Source organism: Rhodococcus sp. ACS1 (assembly GCF_002300155.1).
In the GTDB taxonomy this organism is placed as follows: Bacteria; Actinomycetota; Actinomycetes; order Mycobacteriales; family Mycobacteriaceae; genus Rhodococcus_F; species Rhodococcus_F koreensis.
The window spans coordinates 558,071-579,940 of sequence record NZ_NSDZ01000001.1 but is presented as its reverse complement, the minus strand read 5'-3'; the positions used below and the strand labels follow the sequence as shown (position 1 = coordinate 579,940).

General features: G+C 68.0%; 20 protein-coding genes. 8 read left to right on the top strand and 12 right to left on the bottom strand.

The window, feature by feature from the left end; genetic code table 11:
- From CJ179_RS02700 to CJ179_RS02690, 3 genes are read left to right on the top strand one after another with little or no spacing between them, the layout of a single operon-like run.
- Window positions 1-846 carry an urea amidolyase associated protein UAAP1 gene (locus CJ179_RS02700; protein ID WP_095860648.1) on the top strand — a complete coding sequence of 282 codons (846 nt, stop codon included), beginning with the start codon at window positions 1-3 and terminating at the stop codon, window positions 844-846.
- Entirely contained in the window at window positions 843-1,499 is a 657-nt protein-coding gene (locus tag CJ179_RS02695; protein ID WP_095860647.1) for an urea amidolyase associated protein UAAP2, read from the top strand. Before CJ179_RS02700 ends, CJ179_RS02695 begins: the two co-directional genes overlap by 4 nt.
- The gene (locus tag CJ179_RS02690) at window positions 1,496-3,481 is read left to right on the top strand and encodes a 5-oxoprolinase/urea amidolyase family protein (RefSeq protein WP_095860646.1); all 1,986 of its coding nucleotides are present in this window, start codon (window positions 1,496-1,498) and stop codon (window positions 3,479-3,481) included. Before CJ179_RS02695 ends, CJ179_RS02690 begins: the two co-directional genes overlap by 4 nt.
- A 7-nt stretch (window positions 3,482-3,488) precedes the next feature.
- Here the strand turns inward: CJ179_RS02690 and CJ179_RS02685 are convergent, their stop codons facing one another.
- From CJ179_RS02685 to CJ179_RS02670, 4 genes are read right to left on the bottom strand one after another with little or no spacing between them, the layout of a single operon-like run.
- The gene (locus CJ179_RS02685) at window positions 3,489-4,112 is read right to left on the bottom strand and encodes a dihydrofolate reductase family protein (RefSeq protein WP_095860645.1); all 624 of its coding nucleotides are present in this window, start codon (window positions 4,110-4,112) and stop codon (window positions 3,489-3,491) included.
- A gap of 16 nt (window positions 4,113-4,128) precedes the next feature.
- The gene (locus tag CJ179_RS02680) at window positions 4,129-4,605 is read right to left on the bottom strand and encodes an SRPBCC family protein (protein ID WP_095860644.1); all 477 of its coding nucleotides are present in this window, start codon (window positions 4,603-4,605) and stop codon (window positions 4,129-4,131) included.
- Complete coding sequence (locus CJ179_RS02675) at window positions 4,602-4,958, bottom strand: helix-turn-helix transcriptional regulator (protein WP_095860643.1); 357 nt, start codon at window positions 4,956-4,958, stop codon at window positions 4,602-4,604. The genes CJ179_RS02680 and CJ179_RS02675 overlap by 4 nt, the downstream gene beginning before the upstream one ends.
- Window positions 4,959-5,015: 57 nt before the next feature.
- Window positions 5,016-6,101: a dihydrodipicolinate reductase gene (locus CJ179_RS02670; RefSeq protein WP_095860642.1), complete on the bottom strand. Its 1,086-nt coding sequence runs from the start codon at window positions 6,099-6,101 to the stop codon at window positions 5,016-5,018.
- 145 nt (window positions 6,102-6,246) lie between these two features.
- Between CJ179_RS02670 and CJ179_RS02665 the strand changes: the two genes are divergently transcribed.
- On the top strand, window positions 6,247-7,839 hold the full coding sequence (locus tag CJ179_RS02665; RefSeq protein ID WP_095860641.1) for an HD domain-containing phosphohydrolase: 1,593 nt from the start codon (window positions 6,247-6,249) through the stop codon (window positions 7,837-7,839).
- Window positions 7,840-7,877: 38 nt separating this feature from the next.
- On the opposite strand, the gene CJ179_RS02660 is transcribed toward CJ179_RS02665, so the two are convergent.
- Both CJ179_RS02660 and CJ179_RS02655 read right to left on the bottom strand, forming a co-directional pair.
- Window positions 7,878-9,653 carry an ATP-binding cassette domain-containing protein gene (locus tag CJ179_RS02660; protein ID WP_257015258.1) on the bottom strand — a complete coding sequence of 592 codons (1,776 nt, stop codon included), beginning with the start codon at window positions 9,651-9,653 and terminating at the stop codon, window positions 7,878-7,880.
- The gene (locus CJ179_RS02655) at window positions 9,650-10,048 is read right to left on the bottom strand and encodes a WhiB family transcriptional regulator (protein ID WP_095861042.1); all 399 of its coding nucleotides are present in this window, start codon (window positions 10,046-10,048) and stop codon (window positions 9,650-9,652) included. The genes CJ179_RS02660 and CJ179_RS02655 overlap by 4 nt, the downstream gene beginning before the upstream one ends.
- A 365-nt stretch (window positions 10,049-10,413) precedes the next feature.
- Here CJ179_RS02655 and CJ179_RS02650 point away from each other — a divergent pair, with 365 nt between their 5' ends.
- The gene (locus tag CJ179_RS02650) at window positions 10,414-11,706 is read left to right on the top strand and encodes a cyclopropane-fatty-acyl-phospholipid synthase family protein (protein WP_095860639.1); all 1,293 of its coding nucleotides are present in this window, start codon (window positions 10,414-10,416) and stop codon (window positions 11,704-11,706) included.
- 85 nt (window positions 11,707-11,791) lie between these two features.
- On the opposite strand, the gene CJ179_RS02645 is transcribed toward CJ179_RS02650, so the two are convergent.
- From CJ179_RS02645 to CJ179_RS02635, 3 genes are all read right to left on the bottom strand, one after another.
- Window positions 11,792-13,855, bottom strand: a complete 2,064-nt coding sequence (locus tag CJ179_RS02645) for a transglycosylase domain-containing protein (protein ID WP_095860638.1) — start codon at window positions 13,853-13,855, stop codon at window positions 11,792-11,794.
- 426 nt (window positions 13,856-14,281) lie between these two features.
- Window positions 14,282-15,265, bottom strand: coding sequence for a TrkA family potassium uptake protein (locus CJ179_RS02640; protein ID WP_072942189.1), 984 nt, complete (start codon window positions 15,263-15,265; stop codon window positions 14,282-14,284).
- A gap of 110 nt (window positions 15,266-15,375) precedes the next feature.
- Window positions 15,376-15,774, bottom strand: coding sequence for a RidA family protein (locus CJ179_RS02635; RefSeq protein WP_072942187.1), 399 nt, complete (start codon window positions 15,772-15,774; stop codon window positions 15,376-15,378).
- Window positions 15,775-15,882: 108 nt separating this feature from the next.
- Here CJ179_RS02635 and CJ179_RS02630 point away from each other — a divergent pair, with 108 nt between their 5' ends.
- A complete protein-coding gene (locus CJ179_RS02630; RefSeq protein ID WP_095860637.1) occupies window positions 15,883-16,917 on the top strand; it encodes an Rv2578c family radical SAM protein in 1,035 nt (344 codons plus the stop codon).
- 157 nt (window positions 16,918-17,074) lie between these two features.
- Window positions 17,075-17,530, top strand: a complete 456-nt coding sequence (locus CJ179_RS02625) for a hypothetical protein (RefSeq protein WP_095860636.1) — start codon at window positions 17,075-17,077, stop codon at window positions 17,528-17,530.
- Between the two features lie 19 nt (window positions 17,531-17,549).
- On the opposite strand, the gene CJ179_RS02620 is transcribed toward CJ179_RS02625, so the two are convergent.
- From CJ179_RS02620 to CJ179_RS02610, 3 genes are all read right to left on the bottom strand, one after another.
- On the bottom strand, window positions 17,550-18,266 hold the full coding sequence (locus CJ179_RS02620; RefSeq protein ID WP_072942183.1) for an SRPBCC domain-containing protein: 717 nt from the start codon (window positions 18,264-18,266) through the stop codon (window positions 17,550-17,552).
- A gap of 2 nt (window positions 18,267-18,268) precedes the next feature.
- Window positions 18,269-18,895, bottom strand: coding sequence for a helix-turn-helix domain-containing protein (locus tag CJ179_RS02615; RefSeq protein ID WP_095860635.1), 627 nt, complete (start codon window positions 18,893-18,895; stop codon window positions 18,269-18,271).
- A 63-nt stretch (window positions 18,896-18,958) separates the two neighbouring features.
- Window positions 18,959-19,882 carry a neutral zinc metallopeptidase gene (locus CJ179_RS02610; RefSeq protein WP_095860634.1) on the bottom strand — a complete coding sequence of 308 codons (924 nt, stop codon included), beginning with the start codon at window positions 19,880-19,882 and terminating at the stop codon, window positions 18,959-18,961.
- Between the two features lie 143 nt (window positions 19,883-20,025).
- Between CJ179_RS02610 and aspS the strand changes: the two genes are divergently transcribed.
- Window positions 20,026-21,867 (top strand): aspartate--tRNA ligase, encoded by a 1,842-nt coding sequence (aspS, locus tag CJ179_RS02605; protein WP_095860633.1) that lies wholly within the window; start codon window positions 20,026-20,028, stop codon window positions 21,865-21,867.
- Window positions 21,868-21,870 lie beyond the last annotated feature (3 nt).

Genomic DNA, 21,870 nt, shown 5'->3' with positions numbered 1-21,870 from the left:
ATGACCTCAGTGGACACCTCGACCACCAGTGCCGCGAAGGAACACGCGCGTGCCCAGTCGGGCGTGGTCACCGACTCGATGCCGGTGGTCCCCGCGTCGTCCTGGCCCACCCCTCCGTCCGGTGTCGATCCGGCGCTGCTCACGTGGGCGGAGACCGTTCCCGGCGGCCGGTACACCACGAAAGTGCTGGGCCGCGGCACCCGACTGCGACTGCGGGACCTCGACGGCCGGGCCTGCGCCCACCTGCTGCTGTACCGGGCGGACGCGCCGTGGGAGCGGCTCAACGTCGCCGACACGGTGAAGGTGCCGTGGCAGGCGTACACGGGGACCGGGCATCCGCTGCTCTCCGATCAGGGGCGCGTCCTCGCGACCGTGGTGTCGGACGGGTCCGGCCGGCACGACGCCCTCTGCGGCACCACCTCGGTCGCCACGAACACTGCGAAATACGGTGACGGCAGCCTGCATTCGGGGTCTCCGGCCGGCCGTGAGCTCTTCACCGTGGCGGCCGCGAAGCACGGGCTCGAGCGTCGCGACCTCCCGCCCTCGCTGTCGTTCTTCCACGGGGTGCGGGTGGGCGCGGACGGATCGCTGAGCAGCATCGGATCCGCCGGCGCGGACACCGCCGTCGAACTCGTGAGTCACCTCCCGGTGATCGTCCTGATCGCCAACACGGCGCACCCCCTGGATCCGTCGCCGACGTACGACACGACCGCGCTCGAGGTGCTCGCCTGGACCGGCGCCGACGTGGCCGAGCCCGTCGACGCCGACCCGGAGTACCGGCGCGCCTTCCTCAACACCGAAGACGTCTGGGCTGCAGCGCAGCGCCAGGGACGGGAGCAGGCATGACCACCACCATCGAGACCGCGCCGCTGGTACCGGGAACGGTGATCCTGGACGAGGAGGTCGGCGCCCGCGGACCCTGGTCCGCCGTCGTCGCGGCCGGCGACGTCCTGACCGTCGTGGATCTGTACGGCAACCAGGCCGTCGACACCCTGATCTACGCGGCCGGCGACCACCGGCAGCGCTACTCGGCCGCCGCGACGGTGTCGGCGCGGCGAAATCTGTTCCTGACCACGGGAAGTGTGCTCCGCACCGACGATCACGACGCGCTGATGACACTCGTCGCCGACGAGGTCGGCTCCCACGACACGGTGGGCGGCGCCTGCTCCCAGGAGTCGAACACCCTGCGGTACGGCCACCACACCAAGCATCAGCACGCCTGCGTCGAGAACTTTCTCGCGGAAGGGTCGCGGTGGGGAATCGGCAAGCGGGATCTGGTGTCGAACATCAACTTCTTCATGAACGTCCCCGTCGACGCCGACGGCACACTCGGCATCGTCGACGGCCTGTCCGCACCCGGCCGCCGGCTCGCACTCCGCGCGGACCGCGACGTTCTGGTACTGGTGTCCAATTGCCCGCAGATCAACAACCCCTGCAACGGGTTCGACCCGACGCCGGTGCGGATGATCGTGACCCGGCCGGCGGGAGCACCCGCATGAGCGCCAAGATCACGGTTCAGCGGCCCGGCATGCTCACCACGGTCCAGGACTTCCCGGGCCGGACCGGGTACTGGCACGTCGGGGTGCCGCCGTCAGGTCCGATGGACGACCTGTCGTTCCGGCTCGGGAACACCGCGCTCGGCAACGACGAGGGCGCCGCCGGAATCGAATGCGCCATGTCCGGCCCCGCGTTGCAGTTCGACGAGGAGACGGTGGTCTGCGTGACCGGTGCGCCCGCCCCGGTCACCGTCGACGGCGTGCTGCACGCGCAGTGGCGACCGGTACGGGTTCCGGCGGGCGGGACCCTGGATGTCGGCGCGGTCGCCGGACCAGGGCTGCGCATCTACCTCCTCGTCCAGGGCGGGCTCGACGTCGACGACTTCCTCGGCAGCGCCTCGACTTTCACACTGGGCAAGTTCGGCGGTCATCAGGGCCGCACGCTGCGGCAGGGCGATGTTCTCGCGGTCGGTGAGCACACCGGCGCCCGCGCGGCCGCCGTTCCCGCCGAATACGTCCCGGCCCTGTGCCGTCGCTGGGAGATCGCGGTCACCGAGGGCCCGCACGGCGCACCCGAATTCTTCACCCGCGCCGACATCGACACGCTGTACCGGACCGACTACGAGGTGCATTTCAACTCGGACCGTACCGGGGTGCGGCTGATCGGGCCCAAACCCGACTGGGCTCGCACGGACGGCGGCGAGGCAGGCCTGCATCCGTCCAACATCCACGACAACGCGTATTCGGTCGGCGCCCTGGACTTCACGGGAGACACTCCGATCCTCCTGGGCCCGGACGGGCCGAGCCTCGGCGGGTTCGTGTGCCCCGTCACGGTCGTCTCCGCGGAACGCTGGAAGCTCGGACAACTGGCCCCCGGCGACACGGTGCGTTTCGTGCCGATCCGGGCCGACCGGGCCGCGTCCACGCGTGCGCTGGGGCCTGCCCGGCGGGCGGCGTTCTCGACGGTCTTCTCCACCACCGGTGACCGGGACGACGGCGTGATCGCCCGGCGCGACGGTGAGACCGCCGTGACGTACCGGCGGTCCGGCGACGACAATGTGCTGGTCGAATACGGCGACATGAGCCTCGACCTCGCACTGCGGGCCCGCGCACACGCGCTGCACCAGCGGCTCGAGGTCGAGAAACCGGCCGGGCTCCTCGACCTGACACCGGGCATCCGGTCGCTGCAGGTGCGGGTCGACCCCGACGTGCTGCCGATCCCGAAGCTGATGGGGCTGCTCGCCGAGGCGGAGGACGCGCTGCCCGCGGCGAACGAACTCGTGGTGCCGAGCCGGTCCGTGCGGATGCCGCTGTCGTGGGACGACCCCTCGACGCGTGAGGCGATCCAGCGGTACATGCACGGTGTCCGCGCCGACGCGCCGTGGTGCCCGTGGAACATCGAGTTCATTCGTCGTATGAACGGCCTCGGCAGTGTCGACGACGTCTTCGACACCGTCTTCGGGGCGGAGTACATGGTGCTCGGACTCGGCGACGTCTACCTCGGCGCGCCCGTCGCGACACCCCTGGACCCGCGGCATCGGCTGGTCACCACGAAATATAACCCCGCCCGCACGTGGACGCCGGAGAACGCGGTCGGCATCGGTGGGGCGTACCTCTGCATCTACGGGATGGAGGGCCCCGGCGGCTACCAGTTCGTCGGCCGCACCACCCAGGTGTGGAACCATCGGCACCCCGAGAAGTCCGGACCGTTCGAGGACGGCACCCCCTGGCTGCTGCGCTTCTTCGACCGGATCTCCTGGTACCCCGTGGAACCGGACGAGCTGGTGGACCTGCGATCCGACGTCGCCGCCGGCCGCGGCGGCGGAATCGAGATCACGGAGGGCACGTTCTCGCTCGCCGAGCACCAGCAGTTCCTCGCGGCCAATGCCGAATCGATCGGCAGATTCCGAGCCGAACAGGCCGTCGCGTTCGCCGCTGAGCGGCAACGATGGTCCGCAGCAGGGGAATTCGCGACGGTGAACTGATCGCTCGTCACGCGAGCAGGTCGGTGAAGCTCTCCGGCCGCGGTGCGTCGTCGTGTTCGCGGGGCACGTAGTGGACTTCGACCACCCCGTTGCCGAACGACTCGGAACCGACCAACCGCAGGCGCCGCTGATCGGGGATCTCCGAGAACCAGGGCGCGCCGGGCGAGACCACCGGGTAGACGAAGAAATAGAACTCGTCGACGAGACCCGCCGCCACGACCGAGCGTGCCAGGGAAGATCCGCCGGACAGATGAATGTCTTTGCCCGGCTCCGCCTTCAGCTTCTCGAGGTAGGTCACCAGGTCGCTGTCCGCGGCCACGACGACCTGTTCGGTGTTGGCCCATTCGGTCAGCGGAGTGTTGCCGGAACGCGAGAACACCAGTTTCCGGTAGGTGTTCATTCGCTCGGCCATGACCTGATTGGTCTCGGTCCCTTCGTGTTCGGCCAGTGCGCGGGGCCAGTACGCGGCCATCTCCTCGTAGGTGGTGCGCCCGACCAGCACCGTGTCGTAGGTCGAGTAGATTCGATCGATCTCGCGGTACTGGTCGTCGACGACGTCGTGGACCCACGCTGCGGGGTCGTCGAGGCGGCCGTTGAGGGTCGTCATCATCTGCAGGACGATCTTGCGCATGTCCGGCCCTCCTCGGTTACGCCTGTCGCTCGGCGAGTTCGGCGAGTTGCTCCGTGACGGTGCCCCAGCCGTCGTAGAAGCCCATTTCTTCGTGGGTATTCCGGTCGGCGTTGTTCTTGTGCATCACGTGGGCGACGTATTCGGTGCCCGTCGGATGGTCGGTCAACGTGATGATCGCGGTCATGAACGGCTGTTCGGCGGGTCGCCAGCCACCGACGAGGGAGTTGGTGAACACGATGCGTTCGAGTTCGTCGACGGCGAGGAAGCAGCCATTCATGTGGGGCACGAATTCGCCGCCGTCTTCGCTGATCTGGGTGGTGAGCGCGCCGCCCGGGCGTAATTCCATGTCGACGACCCGGCACCGGGAAGGCGCGGGAACCCACCATTGTTCGAAGCTGGCAGGGTCGGTCCAGGCGCGCCACACGACGGCCCGGGGCGCCCGGATGATGCGCGAAATCGTGAGGTCGAGATCGGGTCTCGCAGTGTCGGTCATTGCGGTGTGTCCTTCGCGTGAGTGGTGACTGTGTGTTCGGTGACGAATTGTTCGAGCCTGTCGGTGCGGCCCTCCCAGAGTTCCTGTTGCTCCGCGAGCCAAACTCCGACCGCCGTGAACGGCGCCTTCTCGATCGCGCACGTCCGTACCCGGCCTTCCTTGCGTGTCCGGATCCACCCGCTGTCCTCCAGGAAGTGGATGTGCTTCATGAAGGAGGGCAGGGCCATGTCGAACGGTTTCGCCAGTTCGCTGACCGTCGCCGGGCCGCGGCTCAGGCGGCCCAGCACGGCCCGCCGGGTGGGGTCGGCGAGCGCTTGGAAGATACCGTTGAGCTGCTCCGGATACTGAGCCACAAGGCAAAGTATTTACCGCAACGATGGTTAGCGCAAGGGCTAACTGTTTGGCTGGTGTCAGCCGAGCTTGCCGTGACCGGGGACGAGCGGGACATCCAGGGCGTCGTAGAGCCCCGGCGCGGCCGTCCGCAGCCACGGAATCGCGTTGACCAGGCGCCCCACCGCGGTGGCATTGCCACCGGCCGCTCGATTGCCGCCCTCGTCGGTGGCCTCCACATTGACCTCGATCCGCGGACGGCCCTCGATGATCACCTTGTGGGCGCCGTCCCCGCCGTCCGGTGGCACGGGCCAGTCCGGGGCGCACGACGGGTGGATCCGCGTGACGTGCTCGATGACGATGCGGGGTTCGCCGCCCACGATGCCCTGAACTTCGAAACGCAGTGCCCCCTGGGTTCCCGCCTCGAACTCGCCCATGAGTTCGGTGGCGATCGTCTCCTCGAGCGGCCGGCGTAGCAGCGTCTCCCGGATCTCGTCGAGTTCCACCCCGAGAGCGCGGGCGATGAGCCGGATCTGGCCGCCCCACACCATCGTCGGCACCGTCGCCGCGACCATCGGCGGTTCGTAGTCCATCGGCTGGCCCATGCCGACGAGGTACCGCACCGAATCGTGTTGGTCGTACGTGGTGTAGTCGAAGATCTCCTGGCACCGGATCCGGTCGATCGTGCCCGCCAGGCCCGTCATCAGGATCGGCAGGATGTCGTTGCCCCATCCCGGATCGACACCCGACACGAACAGCGCGCCGCCACCGGACTTCGCGGCCGCCTCGATCGGGTCGCGCAATTCGGCCGGCGCATTACGGTGGTCGTAGAGCGCATAGATCGACGGGGTCACGACGACCGCCCCGGCATTCAACGCGCGGGTGATGTCGGCCGCGGCATCGTCCGGGCGGATGTCACCCGACGCGGCGTAGACGACGGCGCCGGGAGAGTTCGCGAGCACTGCGTCGGCATCGTCGGTTGCCGCCACCCCGAGCGAGCGGCCGAGGCGCGCGAGGTTGCCGGCGTCGCGTCCGACCTTCTCCGGGTTCGCCACGAGCACCGCGGACAGCTCGAGTCCGGGGTGGGCGTCGACGGCGCGGATCGCGGCCCGCCCCACATTCCCGGTTCCCCATACCACGGTCCGGATCTTCCCCTGGTCAGCCATGGAATCGGACCCTACCCAGTTTGCGGGCCGGTCATAGCCCGAATCGGGCAACACCGGTCCCATTCGTCGACTGTTCCCGGCAGCGCTAGACCGTGTCCAGGTGGACCGTGTTCAGGTGGACCGTGTTCAGGTGGACAATGGGTAGATGCACCCGCACGGGACGCTGCCCGGCTCGGAAAAGGGACTGAGCAGAGCCGAACTGCTGGCCTCGGTATCGCTGGCGATCGACCTCGGTCTGGGTCAACCGATGGAACACATGCTTCGATCGTCGTTGATCGCGACACGGATCGCCGAGCGGATGGGGCTCGACCCCCGGCAGCGAGAGACCGTCTACTACGCCAATCTGATCGGGTGGATCGGTTGTCACGCCGACTCCCACGAACTCTCGGCGCTCTTCGGCGACGACATCGCCTTCCGCGCCGACACCTACGCGGTGGACATGACAGGCCTGCCGTTTCTGCGGCTGACGATGAGTCATGTGGGACGCGGATTGCCGGGCTGGGAGCGCGGTATCCGTGCGGCAGCATTCCTGGTCGCCGCGCGCGGTCAGGTCGCGACGCTGATCCATTCGCATTGCAGTTCCGCCGGGGTTCTTTCCGATCGGATGGGTTTGGACGGGCAGGTCGGAAAGGCGCTGGCCTACGCCTTCGAACGCTGGGACGGCCGCGGATTGCCGAACGGTTTTCGCGGGGAGGGTATCCCGGTCGAGATCCACATCGCTCACGTAGCAGACGTCGTCGAGGTGCACCTGCGGACGGGTGGGCTCGCGCACGCGAAGGACGTTCTGCGTTCCCGGCGCGGCAGCCAGTTCAGCCCGGCCGTGGCGGAGGTGTTCGAACGTGACGCGGCGGCGATCGTCGACGGGGTGCTGGAAACAGACGTGTGGATCGCGGCGTTGGCCCAAGCGCCGGATCGTGACCGAACCCTGACGGCCGACGAGAGCGACGAGTTGCTCAGGGCCATGGCTGATTTCGTCGATCTCAAATCGCCGTTCACCCTGGGGCATTCGCGTGGCGTCGCGAATCTGGTCGCCGGGGCGGCCCGACACCTGGGCATGTCACCACCGGACGTCACGAATCTCTACCGTGCCGGTCTCGTGCACAGTCTCGGCAAAATGGGGGTGTCCAACCAGATCTGGGAGAAGAAGAGGCCTCTCACCACGGCCGAATGGGAACGGGTACGGATGTATCCGGATCTGACCGGCCGGATACTGAGCCGCGTCAATGGCTTGGAATCGGTGGTGTCCGTCGCGATGAAGCACCGGGAACGGATCGACGGGTCCGGCTTTCCCCGGGGGATCGCCGGCGCGGAGTTGACCGCGCAGGACCGGCTGCTTGCCACGGCGGACGCATATCAGCGACTGCTCGAACCGCGTCCACACCGGCCGGCGCTCGATCCTCGCGGCGCTGCGGATCGGCTGCGCGAGGAGGCGCGTGCCGGACGCCTCGACGCCGAGTCGGTGGCGGCCGTGCTGGCGGCGGCCGGGCAACGGCTGTCGAGGCGCACGCCCTGGCCGGCCGGGCTGACCGACCGCGAAGTCGAGATCCTGCGACTCGTCGCGCAGGGCCGGTCCAACCGGGAAATCGCCGCCGAACTGTTCATTGCAGAGAAGACGGCACGCAACCACGTCGAACGTGTCTACGCCAAGCTCGGTGTCAACAACCGCACGCAGGCCAGTCTCGCCGCGATCGACCGGGGTCTGGTGGGATTCCCGGTCAATGCAGTCGTGGGGAAGTGACGCGTCCGCCGTCCGGCGGGACCGACCGTGCCGGGCCGTCATCGCCGGGATGCGCCGGGCCGGGACCGCCGGTCCAGTACCCACACCGTGGCGAGTGTGAGGCCCACGGCAAACGAGGCGAGCGCGAGGAGACTGCCGCCGGTGCCACCCCGGAAGGTGTCGCCGTAGGCGGACATGGCCGGCACCGTGGCGCTGTACCGGTCGAGATCCAGGTCGCGACCCAATGCTTCGAATGCGTGGCGGTTGGACAGGCCGAGGCTCATCAGGCGTCCCGGGACGGCCATCTCGTCAACGGGAACTATGGCGCCACCGAACAGAACCTGAGGGAAGCAGAGCATCGGCAGGGCGAGGGCGGCCTGCGCGGCGTTCGAGACCGCGGCCGAGGCGAGCAAACCGAGGACCAGCGCGGACGTCGCTTCGATCACAATCGTCACGAACAGGAAGGCGTACACGTGCCATCCGACCGCGGGGAGCCGACCGAGCGCCCGCAGAACACCGAGCAGCAGCCCGCTCACTCCCGCCAGCACCGGAAGCAGCGCTGTCACCTTGGATGCCACGTAGGCGCTCACGCTGAGCCCGGCCAGGCGCTCCTGCCGGAAGACGGCCATCTCCCCGACGATCTGGAGCAGTCCGTACGTGAGGCCGAAGAAGAAGCCCGCGAAGGCGATCCAGAACACGATCTGGGCGGGGCCGAGGTCGGCCGCACTGCGCGGATCGAACGCGCCGCGCTGGAACAGCGTCGCCATCATCGCCGTGACCAGCACCGGTGAGCCGAGCAAGACCGCCAGGGTCAGCCGGTTGCGAAGGAGAACGTCGACATTGCGTCGTGTGAGGAGCCACCATTGCTGCACCATGCCCGTGCGTTTTACGTCCGAACGGGTGGCCGGGAGGGGCGGTGGTGCCGAGCCGGGCCGGGCGTCCGAATTCTCACTGCTGTCCGCGAATCGCTCCGCCCAGATCTGAGGGGTGTGCTCGCGTGCCAGCCGGTCGTACACCTCGGCCAGATCCTCCACACCGAAGTAGCGTCGAGCCTCGGTCGGGCTGCCGGTGAAGGCCAGGTGGCCGTCGCGAGCCAGGAACACCACCCGGTCGCACCGGTCGATGCCGGCCGGCTCATGTGTCGTGAGGACGACTGTGACCCCGCGCCGGCTGAGTCGGTGCAGCAGGCGCATCACGTCGGCTGCGGTCGACGGATCGAGCCCGGAGGTGGGTTCGTCGAGGAAGAAGAGGCGTGGCCGGGTGAGTAGCTCCACGGCGATACTGGCCCGCTTGCGTTGGCCGCCGGACAGCGCACGGACCGGCACCTCGGCCCGATCGGCCAGGTCGAGGTCCTGCATGGTCTCGTCGACGATCCGGTCCGCTTCGGCCGCCGACGTGCCCGCGGGCAGCCGGAGCCGCGCCGCGTACCGCAGCGTGCGGCGCAGGGGCATCTCGAGGTGGATGATGTCGTCCTGGGGTACGTAGCCGATACGCGAATCGGCGACGACCCGGGCCCCGCGAACGACGCCGTCGTGCCGAACCTCCCCGGCCGACGGTGGTTGCAGTCCGGCGAGGATCTCCAGCAACGTGCTCTTTCCTGCTCCACTGCCGCCGGCAATGGCGACCAACTCGCCCGGTTCGACCGATAGCGACAGCTCCTGGAGGATCTGCCGCCCCCCGACACTCCTGCTCACGTCGACCGCATCGACCCGCCCGTCCGCCGCTTCAGGTGCGTGATCCGACAGGCAAATACCGACCCGCCCGACGGTCGGTGGTTCGAATGCCGATTCGGTCGTGACCGGTGATTTCCGTGATTCCTGAACTCGCTTTGTCATGCCCTGATCATCGGTCCGCCGGTTCCGTCGTCGCATGAGGCGTTTGCCTCAAATCGCGAGGTCCGTCCGGGGCGCGGGTGCTGGGAACCGAGTGGACGGCGCTCACCGCCGCGGAGTCGCTTGGTGTGCCTTCGCCGGTCCGTTTCCGTCATACCACCCCACACGCCATAGGGTTCACCCACCGTGAGCGCGTGATCGCGGCACTGTTCGAGCACGGGGCAGGGCAGGCAAATCTGCCGGGCCTGCGCTTCGCGCCGGGCGCGGGCGTTTCCGCGTTCGGCATCGGGGGCGAAGAACACTGCCAGATCGTTACCGCGGCACGCGGCACGCGCCTGCCAGTCACCGGGATCGTGTGTGACGTTGCCGCTGGGCGTGAAGGGGTCCGCGGTGGACAGTAGCTGTGCACGTGCTTCCTCCGGAGGGTTCCGTCCGGCTGCAGCGGAGGTGTCAGGTGGCACGGAGAGTCCTTTCGCTGTGTCGGCGGTCCAGGCGACCTGGGCGACCACTTCAGGGTCGTCGGCGAGACGAGCAGAGAACACCGACATTCACCTAGTCGTTCCCAGGCGTGCGGGCGGCGAGATTCGAGAATCGCGACGCCCGAATCGGTAGCAGTAGTTGGTGTGATGGTCTGCGGCGACGGACGTTCCATCGATATGGTCGACGAGGTGGATTGTGGGACGTTTGTGGGTTGACAGGCCTGTGGGTCACGGCGAGCGGCATGAAGTGCGCACGCCGGACCCACACTTCGACGGAGGTGGGTATGACGGTCGCTGACACGGTGGCTCCGCTGGTTCGCGCGGTGCTCGGTACACAGGTCCCGGTGGGGATCAGGTGCTGGGACGGTAGTCGCAGTGGGCCTCCGGACGCGCCGTGGCAGGTGCACCTCGTCAATCGGCGGGGTCTGCGGCGGTTGCTGTGGGCGCCGAACGATCTCGGTTTCGCCCGGGCCTACGTGTCCGGCGACATCGACATCGAGGGTGACCTGCTCGCCGGACTGGACGCGCTGGAGGAGGTGGCGGACCCGAGCCGGGGCCCCGGTGTGCGGATCGACGGGCAGACGAAGAAGGCACTGGTGACGGCGGCGCTGCGCCTGGGGATCGTCGGGCTGCCACCGAAGCCGCCGGCGGAGGAGATGAAATTGGCGCGCGGGCGCCGGCACGACAAGGCCCGGGACGCCGCCGCGATCAGCCACCACTACGACGTCGGCAACGATTTCTATCGACTCGTGCTCGGTGAGTCGATGACCTACTCGTGTGCGTACTGGGCGGAGCCGGGCGGGGATCTGGACGCGGCCCAGTACGCCAAATGCGATCTGGTGGCCCGCAAGCTCGGACTGACCGCGGGGATGCGGGTACTCGACGTCGGCTGCGGGTGGGGGACTTTCGCGCTGCACGCGGCACGTCATTACGGTGTGCACGTCGTCGGTGTCACCCTGTCCCACGAGCAGGCGGACTACGCCGCCAAACGGATGGTCGACGCCGGGGTGGGGGAGTTGGTGCAGATCAGGGTCCAGGACTACCGCGACGTCGCGGACGGCCCCTACGACGCGATCTCGAGCATCGGCATGGCCGAACACGTCGGCGAAACGATGCTGGCGACCTACGCTGCGGACCTGTTCGCACTGTTACGTCCGGAGGGCCGGTTGCTCAACCACGCGATCTCGCGGCGACCACGCAAGACCGCGGACAGTTTCTCCACGACGTCGTTCATCGATCGCTATGTGTTCCCCGACGGTGAAATCGAACCGATGGCACCGATGATCGACGCGCTCGAAGGTGCCGGCTTCGAGGTGCGCGACGTCGAGTCGCTGCGCGAGCACTACGCGCTGACCCTGCGGGCCTGGGTGGCGAACCTGGAGGCGAACTGGGACGAGGCGGTGGCCTCCAGCAGCGCCGGGCGGGCACGGGTGTGGCGGCTGTACATGGCCGGAGCGGCCTTGGCCTTCTCGGCGAACCGGCTCGGGATCAACCAGATTCTGGCAGTCAAAAGCACCGATCGGGGCAGCAGCGGCATGCCCGGCACCCGCGACGAACTGTTGCGGGCGCACACCTGAGGGGCGGCGTGCCGAACCCGGGTGGCGCTGAACCGCACAGGGGTGGAGGCCCGCTCAGGTCGTCGCGGGCCTCCACACCACCCGGTCAGCGGGCGTAGCGCGGGTCGATCGGAGGCAGGGCGGTGGGGCCGAAGTTGTTCGCGATCGGCATCATCGCCGTGAACCAGGTGCGGGCCGGCTCGGTGCCGCCGAACAGGTTTCCGTCCCCGCACGCGCGCAGCGGGCTGGTACAGATCTGGCCGGGGGTCGGAGTGTCCCCGAACACGTAGACGCTGCCGGCCAGGTTGTTCGTGTACCCGACGAAAGCCGACGACATGTGCGATTCGGTGGTCCCGGTCTTGCCGGACATCGGCAGTTTCCACCCGGCGGCGCCGGCCGCGGCCGACGCCGTGCCACCGGGCAGGTCGTCCTTGCTGAGCGCGTTGGACAGGGTGTCGGCCAGGCCGGGATCGATGACCTGCTCACACGCCTGCTGGGTGAGCGGGACCGGCCGGCCCTGCCGGTCGACGATGGAGTCGATCGGGCTCGGCGGGCACCACTTGCCGTGTGAGGCCAGGGTCGCGGCGACATTCGACAGCTCCAGCGGATTGATCCACACCGGGCCGAGGGTGAACGACCCCAGATTCTGGTCTTTCTGCATGTCGGCCAGGCTCTGGTCCCCGAACCCGGACGTGCCCGGTTCGTTGTAGGACCGCATGCCGAGGCGTACCGCCATGTCCACCGTCGCATCGACCCCGGTGGCCTGGAGAAGTTTCACGAACGCGGTGTTCGGTGACTGGGCGAGGGCGTCGGTGAGCGACAGTGCCCGCGGATACGGGGCGGCGTTCTGCACGCAGTAGGCGCCGCCGGGACACCCGGGCGCGCCGCCGTCGCCCATGCCGTAGGCATCGAACCGGCCCGGTACGTCGAGGATCGCGTTCAGACGCAGCCCCTTCTCCATGGCCGCTGCCGTGGTGAAGATCTTGAACACCGATCCGGCGCCGTGCCCGGACAGGGAATAGGGCAGCTCCTGCACCGTCTCGGCGGCGGCTGCGTCCAGGCCGTAGTTGCGGCTGCCCGCCATCGCCAGGACCCGGTGTTGGTCCTGCCCGGGTTGCACGACGTTCATCACGCTCGCGATGTCCGGGAGTTTCGGGTCGGCGTAGGTGGACACCGCCGACTTCACCGATCCCTGTACGGCCGGATCGAGGGTGGTGCGGATCAGGTAGCCGCCCCTTTCGAGTTGCTCTTGCGACAGTCCGGCGTTCTGGAGGTACTGCAACGCGTAGTCGCAGAAGAACCCGCGGTCGCCGGCGGCGATGCATCCGCGGGGCAGGTTGTTCGGTTTCGGGAGCACCCCGAGCGGCGTCTCCTTCAGGGCGCGGATCTCGGCGGCCCGGTCCGGAACATTCACGACCAGGGTGTCCAGGACGACGTTGCGGCGCTCGAACACCCCCTCCGGGTTGGTGTAGGGGTTGAGTGCGGAGCTGGACTGCACCATGCCCGCGAGCATCGCCGACTGCTCCAGGTTCAGGTCCTTGGCGTCGATGCCGAAGTACGTGCGGGCGGCGTCCTGCACACCGAAGGAACCGTTGCCGAACGGCACCAGATTCAGATACCGGGTGAGAATTTCCTCTTTGGAGAGTTCCTGGTCGAGGGTCATCGCCATCCGGATCTCGCGGATCTTGCGGACCGGCGTGGTCTCGATCGCGGCCCGGCGTTCGCCGTCGGTCTTGGCGACCACGTGGAGCAGGTAGTTCTTCACGTACTGCTGATTGATCGTCGAGGCACCCTGTTCGATCTGACCGCTGGTGGTGTTGGTGAAGAACGCCCGCATCGTGCCCTGCCAGTCCACCCCCTGGTGTTCGCCGAACCGTCGGTCCTCGATGGAGAGAATCGCCAGTTTCATGTCGTTGGAGATCTGGTCGCTCGGGACCTCGAATCGGCGCTGGTCGTACAGCCAGGCGATCGGGTTGCCGGTGACGTCGGTCATGGTCGTCACCGCAGGCACCACCCCGTCGGCCAGTTCGGCCGAGGAGTTACCGACGCTGTCGGCGGCGCGGTTGGATGCGTACCCCAGCCCGGCGGCGATCGGGAACATCACCCCGGCCAGCAGCACTCCCGCGGCCACCGTGGCGCCGGTGAGTTTGAGAACGGTCCTGGATTGCAATTCGGCACCTCCTGCGACGATGCACCGGCAACGACGCAACCGGTGCTCGCCCGATTATCGGGCCACTCGGCGCGGTTGGGGCGCGAATGACACGCATCCGCCACAACGTGACGGGTGACCAACCGGCCGCGCGGCCTCTCATGGGCGATGCCTCACCCCGCGCATTCATCGCATGTGTGTCCTCCTCCGGCCAACCCGGATGGTCAGGACGGTGACGCCGGAGAAGGGCGGGGCGGAGGCCGTCGACCTCGATCGGAATCTGTCGATCCGCGGCCGCGACCGAGTTCGTCGAGTCCGGATCGTTGGGAAACCTGATGAAGCCGAGGTTGTTTCGGCAGAGAACACAGGGAGGTGACCCCTCGAGAGCCGCCCACATCGGTTCGGTGTGAGCCCTCGGGTAGGCCGGTGATCAACCCGCGCAGGGAGTTACGGGTTGACGTGGTGGCGTGCCGCATCGAGTTCGTCGGGGGTTCCGAGAGCGATGAGGATCGTTTCGGGTTCGAGTTGGATAGTGGGCGCCGGATTGGCGACGAACTGACCGGAGACGGTGCGAATCGCAAGCAGCAGTGCGCCGCTTACGTGAAGTCCCATCTGCGCGAGCGTGTATCCCACCCAGGGTGAAGCGGAACCGACGGTGATCTCTTCCATTCGGTAGTCGAGGGTTTCGTCGTGCATCACCACATCGAAGAATTCGGCCACGTGGGGTTGCAGTGCAAAGGAACCCATTCGGCGGCCGCCGATCAGTTGCGGGTTTACAACCCGGTTGGCGCCGGCGCGTACCAGTTTGGACATCGACCCCTCGTTCCGGGCGCGGGCGATGATGATGAGATCCGGGCGCAATGCCCGGCTCGACAGCGTGACGTACACGTTGTCGGCGTCGGTGTCGAGCGCGGAGATCAAGGCGTGTGCATGCGCGATCCCGGCTGCTTCGAGGGTCCGGTCGTCGGTGACGTCGCCGATGACGGTGGGATGCTCGATATCCCGGAGTCTGTCCGGTTCGCGGTCGATGACGACGATCTCGCGGCCGAGTGAGGTGAGGTATTGCGCGCTCGCAGTACCCACCCGGCCCCATCCGCAGATGATGATGTGGCCGGTCATCCGGCTGATGCGTCGATCCATTCGCCGTCTCTCCATGTGGTGGCGTAGGTGGCCCTCGATGAGCGCCTCGAGGAGGACGCCGAACATGTACAGCGCGGTGCCCACCCCCGCAAGGATGAGTATGATCGTGAATATTTCTCCGACGCGGCTGAGCGGATGTACTTCGCGGAATCCGACGGTCGTGATCGTGGTGACGGTCTGGTAGAGCGCGTCCAGGAGCCCGAAGCCGAGGACGATGTATCCGACCGTGCCGATGACAACGACCAGCGCGAACGCGAGGAGCGCTCGACCGATTCGTCCCAGGGGGCTCACCGCGACAATTGTTCACCCAATGTCGTCGAAGAGTGGGTACTTCCGGTGGACCACCGGTAGGCGGGGAGGCGGACGTGGGCTCGTCGGCGTGGTGCCGCCTCCCCGGACGGTCAGTCGCCGATGACGGCGTCGGCCTCGATCTCGATGAGCAGGCCGGGGGCGATCAGCGCGCTGACCTCGAGGATTGTCGTGGCGGGACGGATCTCGCCGAAGACCTCGCCGTGTGCGATGCCCGCTTCTTCCCACCGGCTCATGTCGGTGAGGTACATGCGGGTGCGGATCACGTCGGTCGTGCTCGCGCCGGCCTCCGCGAGCGCCGCCTCGATTCGGCGCAGCGCCTCGCGGGTCTGCTCTGCGAGATCATCTCCGCCGACGGGGCCGTCGGGACCCGACGCGGTGGTGCCCGACACGGACACGAGCTGCCCGATACGCACGGCACGGGAATAGCCGATCTTGCCTTCCCACTCGGAACCGGACGAGACGTTGTTTCTGTTCGACATGAGCGACATTGTCGCAAGCCCCGATCCGGCGCTCACCAGCGCGGTCGACGGTGACGATCTCGTGTCCACCCGGTGCGAAGTCTTGACACCGGTTAGAACAAATGTTCGCATGTACTCATGAGGTGGGATGGGCAAGCGGTCGACGCCGACGACGGTGCATTGCCGGGGCTGGAACGCGCCGGACTCGTGCGCAGCGTGCAGACACCCGAGTTCGACGGCATCACCTTTCACGAAGTGCTCTGCAAGAGCGCGCTGAACAAGATGCCCGAGGAGTCGCAACTACCATTCCGGTTCACCGTCAATGCCTTTCGCGGGTGCTCGCACTCGTGCCGCTACTGTTTCGCCCGGCCCACCCACGAATACCTCGACCTCGACGCGGGCCGCGACTTCGACAGCCAGATCGTCGTGAAGACCAACGTCGCGGCGGTGCTGCGCAAGGAGTTGGGGCGCAGGTCGTGGAAGCGTGAACACGTGGCGCTCGGCACCAACACCGATCCGTATCAGCGCGCCGAGGGCCGGTACCGTCTGATGCCCGGCATCATTCGCGCGCTTGCCGAATCCGCGACCCCGTTCTCGATTCTGACCAAGGGGACGCTGCTGCGGCGCGACCTCCCGCTACTGACTCTCGCCGCCCGGCAGGTCCCGGTGAGCATCGGCGTCTCGCTGGCGATCCACGATCCCGACCTCCAGAAGTCGATCGAGCCGGGAACACCCACCCCGAAGGCGCGCCTCGATCTGATCCGGGCGATCACCGACGCCGGGCTGCCGTGCAATGTGATGGTGGCCCCCGTCATTCCGTTCCTCACCGATTCGGTGCGGCACCTGGACGGCCTGCTCGAATCGATCGCCGATGCCGGCGCCTCGGGCGTGACCGTCTTTCCGATGCATCTACGCGGCAGCACGAAGGGCTGGTTCATGAACTGGCTGTCGACGGAGCATCCCGCGCTGGTCCGTCAGTACCGGCAGTTGTACGGGCGGGCGGCCTACGTTCCGCCCGAATACAAGTCGTGGCTGAGGCAGCGAGTCGACCCACTCGTCGACCGATACGGTCTCGGCGGCGGTGCGAAACACCGGGAGGCCGGACAACCCGAACCGGATCGCCGTGAACTGGTCGGGGCGGGTCGTCCCGGACCGGCGCTCACCCTCTTCTGAGGCCCGTTCCACCGGCTGATCGGCCGCGCCGTAGGCCCGGATGGATCGCGCGACGAACGATACGTCGACCCCGGCGGTGCGGACGCGTAACGCGCCCCGCATTCCCGGGAGACACACGGGGGAGGGGTTCGCCCGCCGCACACGACCGAGGAGCGCCATGACCTTGGGAAATCTGGTAGGCCGTTCGGCGGTGGTGGCGTCGCTCGCCGCTGCCGCGCTGATCGGCGCACCCACTGCTGCCGTTGCGGATACGGCGACGCTGACACCCACGTTCACGATCGGGCACGGTCTGAACCCCGGCGACATCAGCGTGTGCGGTGGCCGAATCGACGCCCAGGCGTCGTCCGGCTACCCGGGACCGTACGGGCCGAACTACGTCATGCTGAGGACGCATTTCGTGGGCAGTTCCCGGGTCTGCATGGTCGACGGAACGTTGCGTTGGCGCAACCTCGACACCGGCGCCTCCGGAACGAAGCAATGGGCGTTGAGCGGATGGGACGGTCTGGAGGCTCCGACAGCCGTCTACTTCGATCCGGGGGCGGGTCGCGTCCGTGTCGAGATCACCCCGAGCACGCCGAACATTCCGGGGACAGGCGAATTCACGGCCTCCTGAACTCGGGCACCACGGAGAGTCACGCGAAGACGTCGTCCAGCCACGACGTCCACGCGTCCTGCGACTTCTCCTGGTCGGCGCCCGCGGCGAACAGGTGGTGCGCCGCGTCGACCGTTCCGCCGAATGCGTTGCGACCGTAGAACCGGTACAGCGCGTCGGCGGTCCGGATGCCGATGAAGTGCGGCGTCAGGTAGTCGACGACGCCGTCCACCGTGCCGAATCCGGGGACGTCGACGGTGACGGTGTCGCCGGCGGTCGACGTGTCGGACAAGCCGAGCGCGCCGCGGAGCGTGATCATCGCGCCGGGATCGGCGGAGGCCGCCGGGCCCCCGGTCGCGATGTAGGTGGCTGCGCGGCCCGCGAAGTACCGGACGTACTGGCCGAGGCTGTGCAGGTAGAACGTGGTGTGCTTGTCGGCGCCGTCGTACTGGGCGTCCCAGTCGTCGGTGAAGATGCCGCTGTGCACGTAGCGCAGCACCGCGGTGCCGCCGTCCCGCGCCTCGATGAGGTACTCGAGAGCGTTGAACCAGCCGTCAGGGCCCTCCTGGCGGACCGCGAACTTCTGCGGCGGCTCCCAGGCGATGACGGCGGGGTCGTCCGGTCCCTCGCTGCCGACCCCGGGATCGAGTTCGGTGGGGAACATCCAGCCGCCGGTGCCGGTGGTGACGGCGGCGAACACGTCCTCGGGGGTGGCGTTCAGGACGACTTCGCGACGGATCTCGAAATTCTTCGACATGGCTAGCTCTCCTCGTGGCGGTTGTCGGATGACTTCGCTTGCGCGGGCGGTGTTTTCAGGCTCGGATGCAGTGCGACGACGAGGCGGTGCCTGCGCCCGTTCGGGGCGTTCTCGTCGTGGTAACGGGACACCAGGTTCTTCACGGACTCGCCGAGTTCGTCGGCGAACGCGGCCCGGTCGGCCGCCGACGAGAACCGGATCTCGCTGTCGATCGCAAAGGTGGCCAGCGGCTGACGCGCCGCGGTGGCGCCGGCGATCAACTCGCCGACCTCACGCACCAGTCGCGCGGCCAGTGCCACCAGCCAGCGGGCCGACAGTTGGTCCGGTGCCCGGTCGGGATCGGGCGCGAGGGCGGCGAACGCGGCGGGGGAGATGACGTACGACGCCGCGGTGGCCTGGAACAGCCGCTCGGTGACGTTGCCCTTCTTGCGTTCCTCGACGAGTTCGACGAGGCCGTGCTCCTCGAGCGCCCGGAGGTGGTAGTTGGCCTTCTGCCGTGTCAATCCCACCTGCACGGCGACGGAACTCGCCGAACCGGGTTCGGCGAGCGCCGCCAGCAACCGCGCCCGGACCGGGTCCAGGGAGATCTCGGCGGCGGCCGCTTGATCGATCACTGCTAGGTCCAACATGCGTCCACTGTCGCACCGACAGTAAATTCTGTCAAGACAAAAAAATTTGTCGGTGGATTCCGGTCAGCGGAGCGCGGGCGGGTTGTTCAGATCGCGTGCCGAGTAGGTGTCGCAGGCCTGTACCTGGCCGGTCCGGTATCCGGTGGCGAACCATTTCTGGCGCTGCTGCGAGGAGCCGTGTGTCCAGCCCTCCGGATTCACCCGGGCGCCCGCGGACTGCTGGATCCGGTCGTCGCCGACCGAGGATGCGGCGGAGAGGGCGTCGTCGATGTCGGTGTTGGTGAGGGTGTTCAGGAACGGTGGTCCGCCGTCGGGGCCGGGGAGGGTGTCGGCGTAGTGGGCCCACACGCCCGCGTAGCAGTCGGCCTGCAGTTCGGTTCGCACCGCGGCCGAGTCGGCGCCCCGCGGGTCGGCCTGTGCCCGTCCGATGTCGCCGAGCTGGTTCTGGATGTGGTGGCCGAACTCGTGGGCCACGACGTACTCCTGCGCGAGCGGGCCGCCGCTGGACCCGAAGCGGTCGACGAGGAGCTGGAAGAAGCTGGTGTCGAAGTACGCCGTCGAGTCGGCCGGGCAGTAGAACGGCCCGACCTCGCTGGTGGCGTTGCCACAGCCGGTGCTGACGGAACCGGAGAACAGCACGACTTCCGGCGGCACGTACGCGGTGCCGGTCTGTTGCGCGAGTTCCTGTCCCCACACCGAGTCGAGACTGCCCGCGGTGAACACCACCCGGCAGTTCACGTCGCGGTTGGCGTCCGCGCCGGTCTCGCACCCTTCGAGGCCCGCGCCGGAATTCTGGCCGGACTCGGTGGCACCGCTGAGACCGCCGAGCAGCGAACCGGGATCGCCACCGAGGAGCAGCGCCAGAACCAGCACGATCAGCCCGCCGGCGCCGCCGCCCAACGCGAACTTGCCGCCGAGGCCACCGCCGCCCCCACCTCCGGTCGACACCCGGCCGGAGTCCATTCGGGCGCCCTCGTTGAAGGTCATGTGTCTTCGCTTTCTCGTCAGTTTTCCGGTGCGTGCCGATCGAGCCTCGCACGTGAAGCGGGTATGCGTTTCCGCTCACGCACGGTGTCTCCGTAGGATCTCAGCCAACGAAGTAGCTTGCCCCATGTTTCGAAAGGAATCCCGTGCTGCGCACACATCTCGCCGGTTCATTGCGAGCCGAGCAGGCCCAGCAGACCGTAACCCTCACCGGTTGGGTTGCCAGGCGTCGTGATCACGGCGGGGTGATCTTCATCGATCTACGTGACGCGTCGGGCGTGTCCCAGGTGGTGTTCCGGGAGGGTGCCGCCGCCGAGCAGGCTCACCGTCTGCGCGCGGAGTACTGCGTCAAGGTCACCGGTGTGGTCGAGGTGCGTCCCGAGGGCAACCAGAACTTCGAGATCCCGACCGGGGCCATCGAGGTCAACGTCACCGACCTCGAGGTCCTCAACGAGAGCGCGCCGCTGCCGTTCCAGCTGGACGACCAGGCCGGTGAGGAAGCGCGCCTGAAGTACCGCTACCTGGACCTGCGCCGTGAGGGCCCCGGCCATGCCATCCGGTTGCGGTCCAAGGTCAACGCCGCGGCCCGCGCCGTGCTCGCACACCACGAGTTCGTCGAGGTCGAGACGCCCACGTTGACGCGGTCGACGCCGGAGGGCGCCCGCGACTTCCTGGTTCCCGCGCGTCTGCAGCCGGGCAGCTTCTACGCGTTGCCGCAGAGCCCGCAGCTGTTCAAGCAGCTGCTCATGGTCGGTGGCATCGAACGCTACTACCAGATCGCGCGCTGCTACCGCGACGAGGACTTCCGCGCGGACCGCCAGCCCGAGTTCACTCAGCTCGACATCGAGATGAGCTTCGTCAACCAGGACGACGTCATCCTCCTCGCCGAGGAGGTGCTGGCCTCGCTGTGGAAGCTGGTCGGGCACGAGATCAAGACGCCGATCGCGCGGATGACGTACGCCGAGGCGATGCGCCGCTACGGTTCCGACAAGCCGGACCTGCGCTTCGGTGTCGAACTGGTCGAGTGCGCCGAATTCTTCACCGACACCACGTTCCGGGTCTTCCAGCAGGAATACGTCGGGGCGGTGGTCATGCCCGGCGGTGCGAGCCAGCCGCGGAAGCAGCTCGACGCCTGGCAGGAGTGGGCGAAGCAGCGCGGGGCGAAGGGCCTGGCCTACGTGCTCGTCGGCGAGGACGGCACCCTCGGTGGACCGGTGGCCAAAAACCTCACCGACGCCGAACGTGAGGGCCTCGCCGCGCACGTCGGCGCGAAGCCGGGCGACTGCATCTTCTTCGCCGCCGGCACCACCAAGTCGTCCCGGGCGCTGCTCGGTGCCGCGCGCGGCGAGATCGCCCGCAAGCAGAACCTCATCGACCCGGACGCCTGGGCTTTCGTGTGGGTCGTCGACGCACCGCTGTTCGAGCCGACGGCGGATGCCACCGCGAGCGGCGACGTCGCACTCGGCTACAGCGCCTGGACGGCGGTGCACCACGCGTTCACCTCGCCCAAGCCGGAGTCGATCGACACGTTCGACACCGACCCGGGGTCCGCGCTCGCGTACGCCTACGACATCGTCTGCAACGGCAACGAGATCGGCGGCGGCAGTATTCGTATCCACCGCAAGGACATTCAGGAGCGAGTGTTCAAGGTGATGGGCATCTCCCACGAGGAGGCCGAGGAGAAGTTCGGCTTCCTGCTCGACGCGTTCGCGTTCGGCGCCCCGCCGCACGGCGGCATCGCGTTCGGCTGGGACCGCATCACCGCCCTGCTCGCCGGTGTCGATTCGATCCGTGAGGTCATCGCGTTCCCGAAGTCGGGTGGCGGCGTCGATCCGCTGACGAGTGCTCCGGCTCCGATCACCGCGCAGCAGCGCAAGGAGTCCGGGGTGGACGCCAAGCCGGAGCCGAAGGGCGACGCCGCGGCGGCCAAGCCGGAGCCGAAGGGCGACGCCGCGGCGGCCAAGCCCGACGCACACGCCGACAAGTAGGCG

Excerpts from the sequence above, each read along its gene's own strand:
- CJ179_RS02680 (WP_095860644.1), bottom strand. The coding sequence starts at position 4,605 with ATGACCGACACTGCGAGACCCGATCTCGACCTCACGATTTCGCGCATC.
- CJ179_RS02620 (WP_072942183.1), bottom strand. The coding sequence starts at position 18,266 with ATGTCGAAGAATTTCGAGATCCGTCGCGAAGTCGTCCTGAACGCCACC.
- CJ179_RS02700 (WP_095860648.1), top strand. The coding sequence starts at position 1 with ATGACCTCAGTGGACACCTCGACCACCAGTGCCGCGAAGGAACACGCG.
- CJ179_RS02660 (WP_257015258.1), bottom strand. The coding sequence starts at position 9,653 with ATGACAAAGCGAGTTCAGGAATCACGGAAATCACCGGTCACGACCGAA.
- CJ179_RS02615 (WP_095860635.1), bottom strand. The coding sequence starts at position 18,895 with ATGTTGGACCTAGCAGTGATCGATCAAGCGGCCGCCGCCGAGATCTCC.
- CJ179_RS02625 (WP_095860636.1), top strand. The coding sequence starts at position 17,075 with ATGACCTTGGGAAATCTGGTAGGCCGTTCGGCGGTGGTGGCGTCGCTC.
- CJ179_RS02695 (WP_095860647.1), top strand. The coding sequence starts at position 843 with ATGACCACCACCATCGAGACCGCGCCGCTGGTACCGGGAACGGTGATC.
- CJ179_RS02635 (WP_072942187.1), bottom strand. The coding sequence starts at position 15,774 with ATGTCGCTCATGTCGAACAGAAACAACGTCTCGTCCGGTTCCGAGTGG.
- CJ179_RS02690 (WP_095860646.1), top strand. The coding sequence starts at position 1,496 with ATGAGCGCCAAGATCACGGTTCAGCGGCCCGGCATGCTCACCACGGTC.
- CJ179_RS02665 (WP_095860641.1), top strand. The coding sequence starts at position 6,247 with ATGCACCCGCACGGGACGCTGCCCGGCTCGGAAAAGGGACTGAGCAGA.
- CJ179_RS02610 (WP_095860634.1), bottom strand. The coding sequence starts at position 19,882 with ATGACCTTCAACGAGGGCGCCCGAATGGACTCCGGCCGGGTGTCGACC.
- CJ179_RS02630 (WP_095860637.1), top strand. The coding sequence starts at position 15,883 with ATGAGGTGGGATGGGCAAGCGGTCGACGCCGACGACGGTGCATTGCCG.
- CJ179_RS02650 (WP_095860639.1), top strand. The coding sequence starts at position 10,414 with ATGACGGTCGCTGACACGGTGGCTCCGCTGGTTCGCGCGGTGCTCGGT.
- CJ179_RS02685 (WP_095860645.1), bottom strand. The coding sequence starts at position 4,112 with ATGCGCAAGATCGTCCTGCAGATGATGACGACCCTCAACGGCCGCCTC.
- CJ179_RS02670 (WP_095860642.1), bottom strand. The coding sequence starts at position 6,101 with ATGGCTGACCAGGGGAAGATCCGGACCGTGGTATGGGGAACCGGGAAT.